This window comes from Stenotrophomonas sp. 109824_Sma, assembly GCF_056480025.1.
Window position 1 is genome coordinate 2,108,920 of sequence record NZ_CM151078.1, and the last position, 17,251, is coordinate 2,126,170.

The following is a 17,251-nucleotide window of genomic DNA, read 5'->3' on the forward strand; positions in this document are numbered from 1 at the left end:
AGCATCCAGCGGAGTCCGGGAAGACGATGAACGACAACGGCAGCAGTCCCAGCAAGCGCGCCGGCAAGGCGGTGACGGTGACCGACATCGCGCGTGCCATCGGCGTGTCACGGGCAACCGTGTCGCTGGTGCTGCGCGGCAGCCCGCTGGTCAACGTCGATACCCGCGCCAAGGTCGAGGCCGAGCTGCGTCGCCAGCGCTATGTCTACAACCGCGCGGCGGCCAATCTGCGCCGGCGGACCTCGTCGAGCATCGCGCTGGTGATCAACGATCTGTCCAACCCGTTCTTCGCCGAATTCGCATCGGGCGTGGACGAGGCGCTGGGCGGACGCGGTTACGTGACCCTGCTCGGCAGTACCGGCGAATCGCCGGAGCGACAGCAAGCGGTGCTGTCCACGTTGATGGAGCACACGCCCGCCGGCCTGATCCTGTCGCCAGCCGAGGGCAGTGACACCGCGCTGCTGCGGCAGGCGCTGGGCGCCAATGCCAACGTGCTGCTGTTCAACCGTGAACTGGAAGGGGCCGACTGGGACTTCCTGACCCTGGACAACCAGCACGGCGCCTATCTGGCCACGCGTCACCTGATCGAGCGTGGTCATCGCCAGATCGCCTTCTTCGGTGGCCACGCCGCGTCCAGTTCGTGCCACCAACGCCGTGCCGGGTTCCAGCAGGCGCTGGCCGAGGCGGGTCTGTCGCTGCCGCCGGGCTGGATGATCGAGTCGGCACCGAACCGCCTGGAAGCCGCGGCGCGCACCGATGAGCTGTTTGCCGATGGCCATCGTCCGAGTGCGGCGGTCTGCTACAACGACACCGTCGCGCTGGGCCTGATGCTGGGCTTGAACTCGCGTGGCATCCGCCCGGGTGGCGACTTCGCCGTTACCGGTTTCGATGACATTTCCGAGGCGTCGGTCGCGGTGCCGCCGTTGACCACGCTCACCGCCGACCCGCGCGAGCGGGGCCGGCAAGCTGCCGCGCTGCTGCTGCAACGACTGGATGAACCGGACGCGCCGCCACGGCGCACGGTCGCGCCGGTGCAGCTGCGCATCCGCGAAAGCAGTGCCGCACGTCCGAACTGATTCCTTCCATACACCCCTTCCACGCAACAACGACCTTCCGCGCATCGAGGCGCGTACCGCATGCCGATCTCCGCAACGCCCCGTCCATCGGGTTCTTCGGGCAACGCACCCGCCGTCACCAACGGCAAGGCGCTGGCTGTCGTCACCACGATCTTCTTCATGTGGGGCTTCCTGACCTGCCTCAATGACATCCTGATCCCGCACCTGAAGGCAGTGTTCGAGCTGAACTACGCCAAGGCGATGCTGGTGCAGTTCACTTTCTTCGGCACCTATTTCCTGATGTCGCTGCCGGCGGGTCGGCTGGTGGCGGCGCTGGGCTACAAGAAGGGCATCGTGGCGGGCCTGGTGATTGCCGGCATCGGCGCGCTGGGCTTCTGGCCGGCGGCCGAGCTGCGTGTGTATGGCGCCTTCCTCGGTGCGCTGTTCGTGCTGGCCAGCGGCATCACCGTGCTGCAGGTCGCTGCCAACCCCTACGTGGCGCTGTTGGGTCCGGAGCAGACCAGTTCCAGCCGCCTGACCCTGGCGCAGGCGCTGAACTCGCTGGGCACGGCCATCGCGCCGATCTTCGGCGGCATGCTGATCCTGTCCAACACGGTCAAGAGTGCCGATGACATCGCGGCGCTGCCGGCCGCCGAGCAGCTGGCCTACCGTGCCGCCGAGGCGCAGGCCGTGCAGGGCCCGTACGTGGGCCTGGCGGTGGCGCTGGTGTTGCTGGCGCTGTTCGTGTTCCTGTTCCGCCTGCCGGCGCTGAGTGATGCCACCGAGCAGGCCGACCAGGGCCACCACCACAGCTACCTGGATGCGCTGCGCAAGCGCCACCTGCTGCTGGGCGTGATGGGCATCTTCTTCTATGTCGGCGCCGAAGTGTCGATCGGCAGCTTCCTGGTCAACTACCTGTCGATGCCGAACATCGGCGGCTTCAGCGAACAGCAGGCCACGCATTACGTGTCGGCCTACTGGACGATGGCGATGATCGGCCGCTTCGCCGGTTCGGCGCTGCTGGCACGCTTCTCGCCCAGCCGCCTGCTGGCGATCTTCGCGCTGGTCAACGTGGGGCTGCTGGTCACAACCATGCTGAGCTCCGGCAACGTCGCGCTGTACTCGGTGGTGGCCATCGGCCTGTTCAACTCGATCATGTTCCCGACCATCTTCGCGCTGAGCATCGAGCGCCTGGGCCCGCTGACCAACAAGGGCTCCAGCCTGCTGATCATGGCCATCGTCGGCGGTGCCGTGGTGCCGTACCTGCAGGGCGTGCTGGCCGACCACATCGGTGTGCAGGCCAGCTTCATCCTGCCGCTGCTGTGCTACGGCTACATCATTTTCTACGGACTGGTCGGTGCGCGTACGCCGGCCTCCGCAACGCAGGGAGGCTGAGTCCGGAATGGGTGCCATCGTTTGCTTCGGCGAAATTTTGATCGATCTACTAGCGCAGCCGCCGGCCTCGGCCGACACCCCGCGCGCGTTCCTGCAGTACGCCGGCGGTGCGCCGGCCAACGTCGCGGTGGCGGCTGCGCGGCTGGGTGCGAAGACCCAGTTCGTCGGCATGCTCGGCCGCGACATGTTCGGTGACTTCCTGGCCGACAGCCTGGTCGAGCACGGCGTGGGCACGGATTACATCGTGCGCACCGACGCCGCCAAGACCGCGCTGGCCTTCGTCGCGCTGGATGCCAGTGGCGAGCGCAGCTTCAGTTTCTACCGTCCGCCGGCGGCTGACCTGCTGTTCCGTGACAGTGACTTCCAGGCGGAGTGCCTCGACAGCGCGCAGTGCTTCCACGTCTGCTCCAACAGCCTGACCGAGCCGGCCATCGCCGAGGCGACCTTCGCCGGCATGGATCGTGCGCGCGCGGCCGGTGCGGTGGTCAGCCTCGATCTGAATCTGCGCCCGGCACTGTGGCCCGCCGACGTCGATCCGACGCCGCGCCTTTGGCAGGCGCTGGAACGCGCCGATCTGGTCAAGCTGTCGCGCGAGGAACTGGATTACCTGGCCGCGCCGATGGGCGCCGATGGCGAGGCGGCGGTGCTGCGGCGCCTGCTGGCCGCGCAGGCACGTTGGGTCATCGTCACCGACGGTGCAGCCACGCTGCACTGGTACACCCGCGACAACCACGGCACGGTGACCAGTTTCCGCGTGGCCACGGTCGATACCACGGCCGCCGGCGATGCCTTCGTCGGTGGCGTGCTGGTCGGCCTGCTGGAGCGGGGTGGGGCGGGTGCTGGTTTCGCTGCGTTCTGCCAGGACCCGGAGGCGATCACCGCCACGCTGCGCTTCGGTGCTGCGGTCGGTGCGCTGGCTGTTACCCGCAAGGGCGCGTTCGCCGCGATGCCCTCGCTCGATGAAGTGCAGCAGCTGCTGCAGGCACAGGACATTACCACATGAGCACCTCGCCCGATTTCCGTTCGCCCGCGTTCCTGCGCGCGCATATCGCCGACACGATGGCGTTCTACCACCCGCGCTGCATCGATCCGGACGGCGGCTTTTTCCACTACTTCCGCGATGACGGCAGCATCTACGATGCCAGCCATCGCCACCTGGTAAGCAGCACCCGCTTCGTCTTCAACTATGCGATGGCCTACCGCGAATTCGGCAACGCCGAGTACCGCGAGGCGGTCGAGCACGGCGTGCGCTACCTGCGGGAGGTGCACCGCAACCCGGCCACCGGCGGCTATGCCTGGACCCTGCGCGACGGCAAGGTCGAGGATGACATGAACCACTGCTACGGCGTGGCCTTCGTGCTGCTGGCCTACAGTTGTGCGCTGAAAGCCGGCATCGAGCAGGCGCGCGACTGGATGGACGAGACCTGGCAGCTGCTGGAAGCGCGCTTCTGGGAGCCGCAGCACGGCCTGTACAAGGACGAGGCTGACGGCCAGTGGAACTTCACCGGCTACCGCGGCCAGAACGCCAACATGCACATGTGCGAGGCGATGCTGGCCGCGTTCGAAGCCAGTGGCGAGCAGCGCTATGTCGAGCGTGCGCTGCAGCTGGCCGACAACATGACCCGCCGCCAGGCCGCCAAGGCTGGTGGCCTGGTCTGGGAACATTACGATTCCAACTGGGAGATCGACTGGGACTACAACCTGGACGATCCCAAGCATCTGTTCCGCCCGTGGGGCTTCCAGCCTGGCCACCAGACCGAGTGGGCCAAGCTGCTGCTGATCCTCGATCGTCACGTGCAGGCCGACTGGCTGGTGCCGACCGCGCAGCACCTGTTCGACGTGGCCATCGCGTGCAGCTGGGACGACGCCCGGGGCGGCCTGTACTACGGCTTCGCACCGGAATCGCGCCGGCAGCCCGGCATGGACGGCGCCCCGATCGGCGGCGACAGCTTCGTCTGCGACGACGACAAGTACTTCTGGGTGCAGGCCGAAACGCTGGCGACCGCCGCGCTGATGGCCAAGCGCACCGGCGACGACCACTACTGGCAGTGGTACGAGCGCATCTGGGCGTATTCGTGGGAGCACTTCGTCGACCACCAGTACGGCGCCTGGTTCCGCATCCTCGATGCCGACAACCGCAAGTACAGCGACGAGAAGAGCCCGGCCGGGAAGGTGGATTACCACACCATGGGCGCGTGCTACGAAGTGTTGAACGTGGTGCGTTGAAGATCGTTCGAATGCAGTAGTGCCAGGCCATGCCTGGCGATCCGAAATCGGTAGCGCCGGATCACGTCCGGCGGAAAAACAGGAGCTCCGCGTGCATCGTCTTTCCCTCGTTGTCCGTCTGCTCCTGCTGCTGATCGCAGCCTCCGCCTTCCCGGCAACCGCAGCGCCGCTGCAGGCACAGTGGCAGTTCCGCATGCTGCCCGGCGACGCCGAAGGCGCAGCCCATCCGGGCCTGCAGCAATGGCGTGCCGCCAAGGTGCCGGGCAGCGTGCACACCGACCTGTTGGCGCATGGGCTGATCCGCGATCCGTATGTCGGTGCACCCGAGGCCGAGCTGCAATGGATCGGCCTCGCCGACTGGGAGTACCGTGCCCGCTTCGACGTGGACGCCACGACGCTGGCCAAGCCGAATGCCGAGCTACGCTTCGACGGGCTGGATACGTATGCCGAGGTCAGCCTCAACGGCAAGCCGCTGCTGCGTGCGGACAATGCACACCGTACCTGGCGTGCACGCGTGGACGGGCGGTTGCGTGCCAGGGACAATGAACTGCAGATCGTGTTCCGTTCGCCGATCCGCACCCTGCTGCCGGGTGTGCAGGCAATGCCGCACAAGATCGCTGGCAATTATCCGTCGCCGTATGGCGATGAGCCGAAGGACGCGATGGTCGGCAACTTCGCGCGCAAGCCGGCCTACCACTTCGGCTGGGACTGGGGCCCGCGTTATGTCACCGCCGGGGTCTGGCGCGGGGTCGACCTGCAGGCCTGGGACGCGCACCGTCTGACCGATCTTGCCGTGCGAACCGATGCATTGAGTGCAGAGCAGGCGAAGCTGGCGGTGCTGCTGCAGGTGGAGCAGGGTGCTGCTGCGGGTTCGGCCTTGGTGAATGTGGATGTGCGTGATCCGGAAGGCCGCAACGTGGCCCAGGTGCAACGCACGGTGTTGCTGAAGCCCGGCCAGAACACGGTTGAGCTGCCGGTTGAGCTGGCCACGCCGCGGCGCTGGTGGCCGGTGGGCCAGGGTGCGCAGGATCGCTATACCGTGCGGGCTCGCCTGGATGATGGCGCCGATGCAGCACTGGCGCGCGAGCAGCGCATCGGCCTGCGCACGGTCGAACTGCGCCGCGAGGAAGACCGCAAGGGCGGGCAGGGCTTTGCCTTCGTCATCAACGGCGTGGAGATCTTCGCCAAGGGCGCCAACGTCATTCCGTTCGATGTCTTCCCCGCACGCGTCGATGCCGCACGCCTGCGCCAGGTGCTGACCGCCGCGCGCGACGCCAACATGAACATGCTGCGCAACTGGGGCGGCGGCTACTACGAGGACGATGCGTTCTTCGACATCGCCGATGAGATGGGCCTGCTGGTCTGGCAGGACTTCATGTTCGGCGGCGGCATGCAGCCGGGCTACGATCCGGCCTTCCGGGCAAGCGTGGTGGCCGAAGCACGCGACAACGTGCGCCGGCTGCGCCATCACCCCAGCATCGTGCTGTGGTGTGGCAACAACGAGGAAGAAACCGCCTGGAAGGACTGGGGGCACGGCCGCGACCTGAAGGCGGCCGACCCGGCATTTGCGGCGAAGGTCTGGCAGGGCTACGTCGACCTGTTCGGCAACGACCTGCGCCAGGTGGTGGGCGAGGAAGGGCTGGGCGTGCCGTACTGGTCCAGCTCGCCCAGCAACGACCTTGACGAGAAGGCCAACGATTCAATGCGTGGCGACAAGCACTACTGGCAGGTCTGGGGCAATCCGGCGTTGCCGGTGCAGGCCTATCTGCGCGAGACCCCGCGCTTCATGTCCGAGTACGGGCTGCAGGCGTGGCCGTCGGTGGCGACGGTGGACCAGATCGCCACCCACGCCGAGCAGCGCATCGACAGCCCGGTGATCCGCGCGCACCAGAAGTTCATGGCCGGCGAGGGCAACAGCCGCCTGCTGCATTACATTGAACTGGGCTATGGCACGCCGAAGGACTTCGAGGACTTCGTCTACCTCAGCCAGGTGATGCAGGCCGATGGCATCGCACTGGCGGCGCTGCATCATCGCGCCTCGCGGCCATACACGATGGGCTCGCTGTACTGGCAGCTCAACGATGTCTGGCCGGGCGCCTCGTGGTCCAGCGTGGATTACTTCGGCCGCTGGAAGGCGCTGCACTTCGCCGCGCGGCGCTTCTTTGCGCCAGTGACGGTGGCCGCGCTGCGCGACGAGGGCAGCACGCGGGTGAGGCTGCTCAACGACGGTGCCGCACTGGATGCACGCTGGCGGCTGCGGGTGATGGACGTGGAAGGGAAGGTGCTGCGCCGTCGTGAGGAAGCGGTGACGCTGGCGGCGGCCGGAGTGACCTCGATCGGTGATTTCCGCGATGCCGAATTGTTGGCCGGTGCCGACCCGAAGCGCACCATGGCGGTGTTCGAGCTGCTGCAGGATGGCAAGGTCCGTGCGCGCCAGGTGGTTGGTTTCGTCGAGGCGAAGGACCAGGTATTGCCGCGACAGACGCTGAAGGCTGCCCTGAGCATCGAGGGCGACCACTATCGCCTGCGGCTGGAAAGCGCGGCGTATGTGCGCGCGACGTGGATCGATTTCGGTGCGCTGGACGTGCAGGTCGAAGACAACCTGCTGGACCTGCTGCCGGGCGAAACCCGCGATATCGCGGTGCGCGGCCCGGTGGATCTGGTTACCCTGCGCGAAGCGCTGAAGATGAAGACCCTCAACGACCGTTGAGCAAAAAAGGGGACGGAGGGGATTAAGTCGTTTGTGGCCCATGTGTGCCACAAACGACTTAATCCCCTCCGTCCCCTTTTTCTTGCTTACAGCTGGATCTGCTGGAAATTCTCGACCCGCTCGTGGCCGTTGGCGGCCTGGCCGGTGCGCGGCAGCGGGTAGTCGTCCAGGCGATCGATCAGCCGGGTCTGCAGGCCGGCTTCGCGGGCAGCATCCAGTTCTTCCACCACATCCGACAGGAACAGGATCTCGCCGGCCGGTACGCCGATGGCCTGCACGATGCGGCGGTAGCTGTCGGCCTCACGCTTGCCACCGATCTCGGTATCGAACCAGCCCGACACCAGCGGGCTGAGGTCACCGGCATCGCTGAAGCCGAAGAACAGCTTCTGCGCCGGCACCGAGCCGGAGGAATACACGTACAGCGGCAGGCCGGAGGCGTGCCAGCCGCTCAGTACCGGCGCTACTTCCGGGTAGAAGTGCGCGGTGTAGTCGTCACGGCGGTAGCCTTCGTCCCAGATCAGCCCCTGCAGTGCCTTCAGTGCGGTGTGCTTGCGGTCCTGGTCGATCCAGCCCTGCAGCGTCTCGGCCACCAAGCTGTCCTGGCAGGCGCCACCGATCTCGGTAGCCACGGCATCCAGCCAGCGGCGGACCTCCGGCTGCTGGCCATGCTCGGCGACGAACGCGGGCAACGCCTTGCGCGCATAAGGGAACAGCACGTTCTTGACGAACGAGATGCTGCTGGTGGTGCCTTCGATGTCGGTCAGGATGACGCGGGGCTGCATGGATCAGGACGCCTGGGTGGGTACGTAACGGGGGAACTTCTGCGCGATGTCGGTGCCGGTGAAGTGACCGACCCAGCCATCCGGCTCGGTGAAGAAGCGGATCGCCACGAAGCTGGGCTCGTCGCCCATGTCGAACCAGTGGGTGGTGCCATCGGGTACGGCGATCAGGTCGTCCTTCACGCACTCGATCTCATAGACCTTGTCACCCACGTGCAGGGTGAACAGGCCGGAACCTGCGACGAAGAAGCGCACCTCGTCTTCCTTGTGGAAGTGTTCGTCGAGGAACTTCTTGCGCAGCTCGGCGCGGTTCGGGTTGTCCGGGGCGATCGAGGCCACGTCCACGCTCTTGAAGCCGCGCTCGGCAACCAGGCGGTCGATGTCGGCGCGGTAGGCGGCGAACACTTCCTCCTGGCTGGCGCCCGGCGCGACCGGTGCGGTGGCCTGCCAGCGCTCGAAGGTGACGCCGATCTTCTGCAGCTCGGCAGCGATGACCGCGCCGTCCTGGGTGTCCAGCAGCGGCGATTCGGGGCGGGTGTCGTCGTAGATGCGCAGTCGGCTCATGGCGGCAGCTTGAACGTCTCGGGGGGAAGACAGGGTAGCAGGGTGGGCACGAGGTGCAGATTCCGGATCGGCATCTGCACCTGCGTGCGGGTTCAGCCGCGCAGCTTGCGCAGTTCCAGCTCGCAGTGGAACAGGAACTCGAACGCTTCCAGGTGGCGGCGTGCCTCGGCCATGTCGCGGCCCCAGGCATACAGGCCGTGGCCGTCGATCAGGTAGCCCCACAGGTTCTGCCGGTCGAGCAGGTCATCGACCTGCTTCGAAAGCACGTTCATGTCCTGTGTGTTGGCGAACACCGGCACGTCGATGGCCATCTCGTGGGTGCTGTTGCCGGCGAAGGCCTTCAGCAGCTCGTAGCCTTCCAGGCGGATGTGACCCTGCGGCGCGTACAGGCGCGAGGCGACGGTCTGCACCGGCGAGTGGGTGTGGAGCACGCAGCCGATCTCCGGGAAGCGGCGATACAGCTGGGTGTGCAGCAGTGTCTCGGCGGACGGGCGCAGCGGGCGGCCGACGGCCAGGCCGTCGAAGTCCACCACCATGATGTCGTCCTCGATCAGGCGGCCTTTGTCCTTGCCGGAGACGGTGATCGCGGCGTGGCGGTCGTCCAGGCGGTGGGAGAAGTTGCTGCTGGTGGCCGGGGTCCAGCCGGCATGGGCCAGTTCGCGGACGTTGTCGATCAGCAGCTGGGCCAGTTCGCTCAGGCGCGCGGTGTCGTAGGGGAAGGTGGGGGTGTCCATGGTCGCCATTTTACGTGATCCGGCCCATGGCCGGGCTTGCGGCGTGGTGCCGGACTGCTGCGCTGGAAGCGCGATGCGGTGTATCGGCAGCCGCTGGACAGCGTTTGGATCGTGGCAGGCACAGCGCAGGCTGAATGGGGGCGTCCGCGCTCGCGCTGGAACCGATTCCTGTCGTGGACAGCTCATGTGCGGCGAAACACCATCGGGTTGCCGCAGGAGTTCCGGCGAGCGCCAAGGAAAGGAGTACTTCGATGATCACGCGCGCGATGGGGATGATGGGGGTGATCGGTGCCATGCTGGCCAGCAGCGGCTGTGCGATGGAATGGGTGAAGATGGATGCCAGTGCGCGGCCATTCGGTCCCGCCCACTCCAGTTGCATGGCGCGGGCCGGCGATCACTGGCCGGTGCGGAACGAGGTGGCCACGCGCACTGTCTACGAGGACCGCAAGGTACCCTGCAGGCTCGATGAAGTCTGCACGATCGACGGCAAGTACAACCTCGTGCCGATGCCGAAAGAGGAGAGTTACATCGTGGACGTGAATGCGTCCGACCGCAGCAGCGAGTTCAGGGCCTGCATGGCCGGTGCCGGCTGGCAACAGGAACTCATCTGGTTCAATCGCCGCTAGGCGAGGCGCCCCCCCCGTGCGCCAGCGGGCAGCGTGGCAGGGCCACCAGGGCCCTGCCACGCTTGTTTTACTTCGCGCGCAGGCGGCTGTGCTTGAAGCCGTAGCAGAAATAGATCACGAAGCCGACGAACGTCCACACGCCCATAAGCATCCAGTTGTGCATCGTCATCGCCGACAGCAGCGCCAGGCAGCTCAGCACGCCCAGGCTGCAGATCAGCCATGCCATCGGCATGCGGAACGGGCGCGGCAGGTCGGGCTGGGTGCGGCGCAGGATCAACACGCCCGCGCACACCGCCGCAAACGCGATCAGCGTGCCCATCGAGGTCAGCTCGCCGAGGATGTCCAGCGGGAACAGCGCCGCCAGCAGCGCGATGCCGATGCCGGTGATCACGGTGTTGATGTGCGGGGTACGGTACTTCGGGTGGATCTTGGTGAACACCGGCGGCAGCAGTCCGTCGCGCCCCATGATCATGAAGATGCGCGGCTGGCCGATGATCATCACCAGCACCACCGAAGACAGGCCGACCAGCGCGCCCACCTCGACCACCCAGCGCAGCCAGCCCAACTGCGGATGCGCGGCCACGGCAGTCACCACCGGCTCATCGGTGCCCAGCAGCTGGAAAGGCACCAGGCCGGTCATCACAGCGGCCATCGCGATGTACAGCACGGTGCAGATCACCAGCGACAGCATCATGCCGAACGGCATGTCGCGCTGCGGGTTCTTCGACTCCTGCGCGGCCACCGACACCGCCTCGAAGCCGATGTAGGCGAAGAACACCATCGCCGCGCCACGCAGCACGCCTTCCATGCCGTACTTGCCGGGGCCTTCGTTGGCGGGAATGAACGGGGTCCAGTTACTGGTATCCACGTACTTCCAGCCGACCACGATGACCAGCAGGATCAGGCCGGTCTTGAGCACGACCATCGCCATGTTCATCGCCGAGGACTTGCTGATGCCGACGTAGCACAACCAGGTCAGCAGCAGCACGAGGGCGGCGGCCGGCAGGTTGGCGATCGCGCCGGTCGGACGCAGCTGCGCGTCGAGTGGTGCGCTGACCAGTGCCGCCGGTAGATGGATGTCGAACTGGCTGAGCAGGCTGAGGAAGTAGCCGGTCCAGCTGACCGCGACCGCCGAGGCGGAGACGCCGTATTCGAGCACCAGCATCCAGCCGATGAACCAGGCCGAGAGCTCGCCGAAGGTGGCGTAGGTGTAGGTGTAGGCACTGCCGGAAACCGGCACCATCGAGGCGAATTCGGCGTAGGCCAGGGCGCAGAAGGCGCAGCAGATGGCGGCCAGCACGAAGGACAGCATGATCGCCGGGCCGGCGTGGTTGGCGGCGGCCTGGCCGGTGATGACGAAGATGCCGCCGCCGATCACCGCGCCGATACCCAGGGCAGTCAGCCCCCAGGGGCCGAGGTGGCGGCGCAGGCTCAGGCCGTTGGCGTCTTCATGGGCGGCATGCGGGTGCTTGGTGGCCCACAGTTGCTTGAACATGTGTGGTGGTCTTGTCGAAGCGCGCCGTCAGGGGCGCGCAGGGAAAACGGACGGGCCGGCACGAGGCCGGCCCGTAGGCGGATCAGGGCGACTTGGCCAGCTTGCTGTTGCGGATGCCGTAGCCCAGGTAGATCAGCAGGCCAAGCAGCGTCCAGCCGACGAACAGGTGCCAGTGCACCACGAACGCCTGCCAGAACAGGAACAGGCAGGTCGCCGCGCCGAGCGGGCAGATGATCCACACCGCCGGCACGCGGAACGGGCGGTGGATGTCCGGCTTGGTATAGCGCAGCACCAGAACGCCGATGCAGACCGTGGCGAAGGCCAGCAGGGTGCCCATCGAGACCAGTTCGCCCAGCACGTTCAGCGGTACCAGGCCGGCCAGTGCGGCGGCGATCACGCCGACCACGATGGTGGCGACGTACGGGGTGCGGAAGCGGGCGTGGACCTTGCCGAAGAATTTCGGCAGCAGGCCGTCGCGGGAGATGGTGTAGGCGATGCGGGTCTGGCCCATCATCATCACCAGCACCACCGAGGACAGGCCGGCGATGGCGCCGATCTCGACCAGGGTCTTCAGCCACGACAGGGTCGGGTAGGGTTCCAGCGCGGTGGCCACCGGCTTGTCGGTGCCCAGCAGGTGGTACGGCATCATGCCGGTCAGCACGGCACAGACGATGATGTAGACAATGGTGCACACGGCCAGCGAGCCGAGCAGGCCGATCGGCATGTTGCGCTGCGGGTCCTTGGTTTCACCGGCGGCGGTGGAGACCGCATCGAAGCCGATGTAGGCGAAGAACACGATGGTGGCCGCGCGGAACACGCCGCTCCAGCCGAACTCACCCGGCACGCCGGTATTTTCCGGGATGAACGGCTGCCAGTTGGCGGGGTCGATGTGGGCCGCGCCGATGCCGATGAACAGGCAGATGACGGTGACCTTGATCGCCACGATGATCGCGTTGACGAAGGCCGACTGGGTCACGCCCACGTACAGCAGGCCGGACACCGCCGCCACGATCAGCACCGCCGGCAGGTTGAACAGCTTGCCGGAGGAGACGAACTCGCTGCCGGTCCAGGCAATCGGGGCCGCGCTGAGGGCATCCGGGAACGGCATGTGCAGCGTGGTGGTGATGAAGCTGATCAGGTACGCCGACCAGCCCACCGCGACCGAGGCCGAGGCGAACAGGTATTCCAGCACCAGGCACCAGCCGATGAACCAGGCCATGCCCTCGCCCAGGGTGGCGTAGGAGTAGGAGTAGGCACTGCCGGAGACCGGCATCATCGCCGCGAACTCGGCGTAGCACAGGCCCGCCAGGGCGCAGGCGAAGCCGGCGATCACGAACGACAGCATGACCGCCGGGCCGGCGTGATTGGCCGCGGCCTGGCCGGTCAGCACGAAGATGCCTGCGCCGATCACCGCACCCACGCCAAGCAGGATGAGGTGTTTAGCCGTGAGGGTCCGTTTCAACGTGGCTTCGCCGTCCAGGCTGCCTTCGATGGGTTCGCCAGCATCGACGTGCCCGGCCGGTTCAACCGGCTTGACCCTCAACAGAGCTTTCAGCATGCAGTACTTCCTAGTGATCGGATTGGGTGGGCCGCCGATACGTTGCCGGCAACCCTGGAATGGTGAAGGCCGCGCGAACGGCCCGCTGTACCTTAGCCAAAGCTGAAGCCAACGCACAAGCGCAATCGCAACAATGAACGGCGATAATGAGCAGTATTTTTCCAAACGCCGCCCATTCATGAGCCAGACCGCCGAAACCCTTGCCGTGCTTGACGATCGCCTGCGTGGCCTGCTGCGGGACTATGCCCGCCGCGAGCCCGCCCACGACGCACTGGCTGCCGAATTCGGCACATTGTTGGACGATCCGGAAGATCCGTTCCGCCGCGAGCGCCTGGCTGGCCACTTCACCGCCAGCTGCTGGCTGGTCAGTGCCGATGGCCAGCGCCTGCTGCTGACCCACCACCGCAAGCTGCAGCGCTGGCTGCAGCTGGGCGGCCACGCCGACGGCGACCGCGACCTGGCCCAGGTGGCGCTGAAGGAGGCTGAAGAAGAATCGGGCCTGAGCGACCTGGTGCTGGAAGATCCGGCCATCTTCGATCTGGACAAGCACTGGATTCCAGAGCGCAAGGACGTGCCGGGGCACTGGCACTACGACGTGCGTTTCGTGATCCGGGCGCTGGGTGGCGAAGCCTTCGTGCTCAGCGAGGAATCGCTGGAGCTGGCCTGGCGACCGGTGACCGAGGTCGCGGCCGATCCGGAATCTGACGAATCCATGCAGCGTATGGCGCGCCGGTGGTTGGCGCGTTGATGCTCTCCGACGGCTGTGCAGCGTTTGTTGCGGCTCATGCCTGTGGTGAGGCGAAGCAGGATGCGGCACTCGCGATGATCAAGGCTGCATTGCCCGTCATCACATCCATCGACTGGCAGCGCGTGCCATCGCGCCTGGAGGTGCCTGGGGTGGGACGGGAGCGGCTGGCGCAGGAGTTGAGTGCGATTGCAGATGCTGTTGGCTTGCCAGGCGAAGCTGTGTTGACGATTGTCCAGGTGGATGGGGCGGTGCCTTCGCTGGGCAGCCGCCTGCAGGACTGGCTGGTTCATGCCGAGGAGCTGGATTTCGTCGATACGCTGTTCCTGTCGATGGAAGACAGGGTTCTGATCCATTGGGACTTCTACAAGAGCCTTTACGCCGTAAGGTTCTGAGGTGTCCCATCCACGCATGGCGTGGCTCTACTGCAACCCAGCAGATCCGCTCCATGAGGGGATCGCGTGGTGCTGATGCATGTCGCCGGGCATGGCCCGGCGCTACCGTCATCTTGCGGGCCGGGCCATGCCCGCCGAACCTTCGATCAGTACAGGATGCGCGTGCGCAGCGTGCCCGGGATCGCGGCCAGCTCGTCGCGCACGGCGGCGGCCTGTTCCTCGCTGGCGGTGATGTCGATCACCACGTAACCCACCTTCGGGTCGGTGCGCAGGAACTGGCCGTCGATGTTGACGTTGTGGCGCGAGAAGATCTCGTTGACCTTGGACAGCACGCCCGGCACGTTCTGGTGGATGTGCAGCAGGCGCAGGCTGTCGGCGTGCTCGGGCAGGGTCACTTCCGGGAAGTTGACCGCCGACAGGGTGCTGCCGTTGTCGCTGTAGCGCACCAGCTTGGCCGCCACTTCCACGCCGATGTTGTCCTGCGCTTCCAGCGTGCTGCCGCCAACGTGCGGGGTCAGGATCACGTTGTCATGGCGGGTCAGTGGCGATTCGAAGATATCGCCGTTGCCCTTCGGCTCGACCGGGAACACGTCCAGCGCGGCGCCACCCAGGTGTTCGCTGGCCAGCGCGGCATCCAGCGCGGCGATGTCCACCACGGTGCCGCGCGCGGCGTTGATCAGGTGCGCGCCCTTGCGCATCTTCGCCAGCTCGGTGCTGCCGATCATCCACTGCGTGGACGGGGTCTCCGGCACGTGCAGGGTGACGATGTCGGCGCGTGCCAGCAGGTCGTCCAGGCTGGCCGCTGCACGGGCATTGCCCAGTGCCAGCTTGGTTTCCACGTCGTGGAAGATCACCTGCATGCCCAGCGATTCGGCCAGTACGCCGACCTGGGTGCCGATGTGGCCGTAACCGATGATGCCCAGCGTCTTACCACGCACTTCATGGCTGCCGCTGGCCGACTTCGACCAGCCGCCGCGATGGCATTCGGCGTTCTTCTGCGGGATGCCGCGGGTCAGCATGATCGCCTCGGCGATCACCAGCTCGGCCACGCTGCGCGTGTTGGAGTAGGGCGCGTTGAACACCGGGATGCCAGCCAGTTCGGCTGCATCCAGGTCGACCTGGTTGGTGCCGATGCAGAAGCAGCCCACCGCGATCAGGCGCTTGGCCTCGGCCAGCACCTCGGCGCTGAGCTGGGTGCGCGAACGGATGCCGACGATGTGCGCCTCGGCGATGCGTGCCTTCAGTTCGTCCTCGGGCAGCGCCTTGGTGTGCGCTTCGATCTGGCTGTAGCCGGCGGCGCTGAACACCTCCACGGCGGTCTGGCTGACCCCCTCCAGCAACAGCACGCGGATATCCTGCTTCGGGAACGAGGTCTTCTTCGGCGACATGGGGCAACACGGCCAGTGGGACAGGGGCTGACCACTATGCCAGATCGTGCCGCCCATGGTGCAGTGCGCAATTGGTTGCATCCGTAGCCATCTGCACGGCTGCAGGGCTGGACGCTGGCGCGTGCCGCTGGCACGCTTGCCCGTTCTTCACGCACCGCGCTGGACCGTCATGACCGATTCCCGCATTGCCTCGCTGCAGCAGGCCTGTCCCGGCCTGAAGCTGAAGACCGACCCGGCCGACCTGGAGCATTACGGGCGCGACTGGACCCGGCGCTGGACGCCGGCGCCGCTGGCGATCGCACTGCCGGCCACGGTCGAGGAGGTGCAGGCGGTGATGCGCTGGAGCGCAGGCGAGGGCGTGGCCGTGGTGCCGTCCGGCGGCCGCACCGGCCTCTCGGGTGGCGCGGTGGCCGCCAAGGGCGAGCTGGTGCTCAGCCTGGAACGGATGAACAAGGCGCTGGCCTACGACGCCGTCGATCGCACCCTGGTGGTGCAGGCCGGCATGCCACTGGAGGCCGTGCACAACGCCGCGCTGGATCACGGCCTGATCTACCCGGTGGATTTCGCCGCGCGCGGGTCCTGCTCGATCGGCGGCAACATCGCTACCAATGCCGGTGGCATCCGCGTGATCCGCTACGGCAACACCCGTGAGTGGATCGCGGGGCTGAAGGTGGTCACCGCTGACGGCGAGTTGCTGGAACTCAACAAGGGGCTGATCAAGAACTCCAGCGGCTATGACTTCCGCCAGCTGCTGATCGGCTCGGAGGGCACGCTGGGCGTGATCGTCGAAGCCACGGTGAAATTGACCGACCCGCCGCCGGCCAGCAACGTGATGCTGCTGGCAGTGCCGAGCTTTGAAGTGCTGATGCAGGTATTCGCCGCGTTCCGCGCGCGCCTGCAGCTGCAGGCCTTCGAATTCTTCACCGACCGGGCGCTGGAGCACGTGCTGGCACATGGCGCACAGGCACCGTTCGACGAGGTGCATCCGTACTACGTGGTCACCGAGTTCGCCGCGGGCGACGAGGCCCAGGAAGCGGCGGCGATGGCCGCGTTCGAGGACTGCATGGGCAATGGCTGGGTCAGCGATGGCGTGATCAGTGCCAGCGACGCGCAGGCCGCGCAGCTGTGGCGCCTGCGCGAAGGCATCACTGAGTCGCTTGCCCGTTACAAGCCCTACAAGAACGATGTTTCGGTGCGGATCTCGTCGATGCCGGCGTTCCTGGCCGAGACCCAGGCGCTGATCGGGCAGGCCTATCCGCATTTCGACGTGGTCTGGTTCGGCCACATCGGCGACGGCAATCTGCACATCAACGTGCTCAAGCCGGACGACACCAGTGACGCTGATTTCGTGGCGCAATGCGAGCACGTAACCAAGCTGCTGGCACAGGTGCTGGCCCGCTTCGACGGCAGCATCTCGGCCGAGCACGGCATCGGTCTGGTCAAGAAGGGCTACCTGGACAGCACCCGCGGCCCGGCCGAGATCGCCCTGATGAAGGCGGTCAAACGCGCGTTCGATCCCCAAGCGCGGCTGAACCCCGGCAAGCTGTTCGACGTTTGAGCCGGGCAAATCCTTCACGCACC

The 17,251-nt window shown here is 66.5% G+C and carries 15 protein-coding genes; 9 read left to right on the forward strand and 6 right to left on the reverse strand.

Annotated elements, in window-relative coordinates; genetic code table 11:
• Positions 1–26: 26 nt before the first annotated feature.
• From ACZK1G_RS10055 to ACZK1G_RS10075, 5 genes are all read left to right on the forward strand, one after another.
• Positions 27–1,076 carry a LacI family DNA-binding transcriptional regulator gene (locus ACZK1G_RS10055; protein WP_014037023.1) on the forward strand — a complete coding sequence of 350 codons (1,050 nt, stop codon included), beginning with the start codon at positions 27–29 and terminating at the stop codon, positions 1,074–1,076.
• 60 nt (positions 1,077–1,136) lie between these two features.
• Positions 1,137–2,450, forward strand: coding sequence for an L-fucose:H+ symporter permease (gene fucP / locus ACZK1G_RS10060; RefSeq protein ID WP_049444919.1), 1,314 nt, complete (start codon positions 1,137–1,139; stop codon positions 2,448–2,450).
• Between the two features lie 7 nt (positions 2,451–2,457).
• Complete coding sequence (locus ACZK1G_RS10065) at positions 2,458–3,453, forward strand: carbohydrate kinase family protein (RefSeq protein ID WP_197659465.1); 996 nt, start codon at positions 2,458–2,460, stop codon at positions 3,451–3,453.
• The gene (locus ACZK1G_RS10070; RefSeq protein ID WP_049444923.1) at positions 3,450–4,676 is read left to right on the forward strand and encodes an AGE family epimerase/isomerase; all 1,227 of its coding nucleotides are present in this window, start codon (positions 3,450–3,452) and stop codon (positions 4,674–4,676) included. The genes ACZK1G_RS10065 and ACZK1G_RS10070 overlap by 4 nt, the downstream gene beginning before the upstream one ends.
• A 91-nt stretch (positions 4,677–4,767) precedes the next feature.
• A complete protein-coding gene (locus tag ACZK1G_RS10075) occupies positions 4,768–7,386 on the forward strand; it encodes a beta-mannosidase (protein ID WP_049444924.1) in 2,619 nt (872 codons plus the stop codon).
• A gap of 86 nt (positions 7,387–7,472) precedes the next feature.
• Here ACZK1G_RS10075 and mtnC read toward each other — a convergent pair whose 3' ends face one another.
• From mtnC to ACZK1G_RS10090, 3 genes are all read right to left on the reverse strand, one after another.
• The gene (gene mtnC / locus ACZK1G_RS10080) at positions 7,473–8,168 is read right to left on the reverse strand and encodes an acireductone synthase (RefSeq protein ID WP_101765372.1); all 696 of its coding nucleotides are present in this window, start codon (positions 8,166–8,168) and stop codon (positions 7,473–7,475) included.
• Between the two features lie 3 nt (positions 8,169–8,171).
• Positions 8,172–8,729: a 1,2-dihydroxy-3-keto-5-methylthiopentene dioxygenase gene (locus ACZK1G_RS10085; RefSeq protein WP_005409451.1), complete on the reverse strand. Its 558-nt coding sequence runs from the start codon at positions 8,727–8,729 to the stop codon at positions 8,172–8,174.
• 92 nt (positions 8,730–8,821) lie between these two features.
• On the reverse strand, positions 8,822–9,463 hold the full coding sequence (locus ACZK1G_RS10090) for a methylthioribulose 1-phosphate dehydratase (RefSeq protein WP_049445498.1): 642 nt from the start codon (positions 9,461–9,463) through the stop codon (positions 8,822–8,824).
• 251 nt (positions 9,464–9,714) lie between these two features.
• Between ACZK1G_RS10090 and ACZK1G_RS10095 the strand changes: the two genes are divergently transcribed.
• A complete protein-coding gene (locus tag ACZK1G_RS10095) occupies positions 9,715–10,089 on the forward strand; it encodes a hypothetical protein (RefSeq protein WP_049444927.1) in 375 nt (124 codons plus the stop codon).
• A gap of 67 nt (positions 10,090–10,156) precedes the next feature.
• Here ACZK1G_RS10095 and ACZK1G_RS10100 read toward each other — a convergent pair whose 3' ends face one another.
• Both ACZK1G_RS10100 and ACZK1G_RS10105 read right to left on the reverse strand, forming a co-directional pair.
• A complete protein-coding gene (locus ACZK1G_RS10100; RefSeq protein ID WP_049444929.1) occupies positions 10,157–11,584 on the reverse strand; it encodes an amino acid permease in 1,428 nt (475 codons plus the stop codon).
• A gap of 82 nt (positions 11,585–11,666) precedes the next feature.
• Entirely contained in the window at positions 11,667–13,142 is a 1,476-nt protein-coding gene (locus ACZK1G_RS10105; RefSeq protein ID WP_014037031.1) for an amino acid permease, read from the reverse strand.
• Positions 13,143–13,275: 133 nt separating this feature from the next.
• Here ACZK1G_RS10105 and ACZK1G_RS10110 point away from each other — a divergent pair, with 133 nt between their 5' ends.
• Both ACZK1G_RS10110 and ACZK1G_RS10115 read left to right on the forward strand, forming a co-directional pair.
• Positions 13,276–13,890 carry an NUDIX hydrolase gene (locus ACZK1G_RS10110; RefSeq protein WP_080347507.1) on the forward strand — a complete coding sequence of 205 codons (615 nt, stop codon included), beginning with the start codon at positions 13,276–13,278 and terminating at the stop codon, positions 13,888–13,890.
• On the forward strand, positions 13,890–14,282 hold the full coding sequence (locus ACZK1G_RS10115) for a hypothetical protein (RefSeq protein ID WP_049444816.1): 393 nt from the start codon (positions 13,890–13,892) through the stop codon (positions 14,280–14,282). Before ACZK1G_RS10110 ends, ACZK1G_RS10115 begins: the two co-directional genes overlap by 1 nt.
• Before the next feature lie 146 nt (positions 14,283–14,428).
• Here ACZK1G_RS10115 and serA read toward each other — a convergent pair whose 3' ends face one another.
• A complete protein-coding gene (serA, locus tag ACZK1G_RS10120) occupies positions 14,429–15,670 on the reverse strand; it encodes a phosphoglycerate dehydrogenase (RefSeq protein WP_049444818.1) in 1,242 nt (413 codons plus the stop codon).
• A 169-nt stretch (positions 15,671–15,839) separates the two neighbouring features.
• Here serA and ACZK1G_RS10125 point away from each other — a divergent pair, with 169 nt between their 5' ends.
• Complete coding sequence (locus tag ACZK1G_RS10125) at positions 15,840–17,228, forward strand: FAD-binding oxidoreductase (RefSeq protein ID WP_049444820.1); 1,389 nt, start codon at positions 15,840–15,842, stop codon at positions 17,226–17,228.
• The last annotated feature ends 23 nt before the right edge of the window (positions 17,229–17,251 follow it).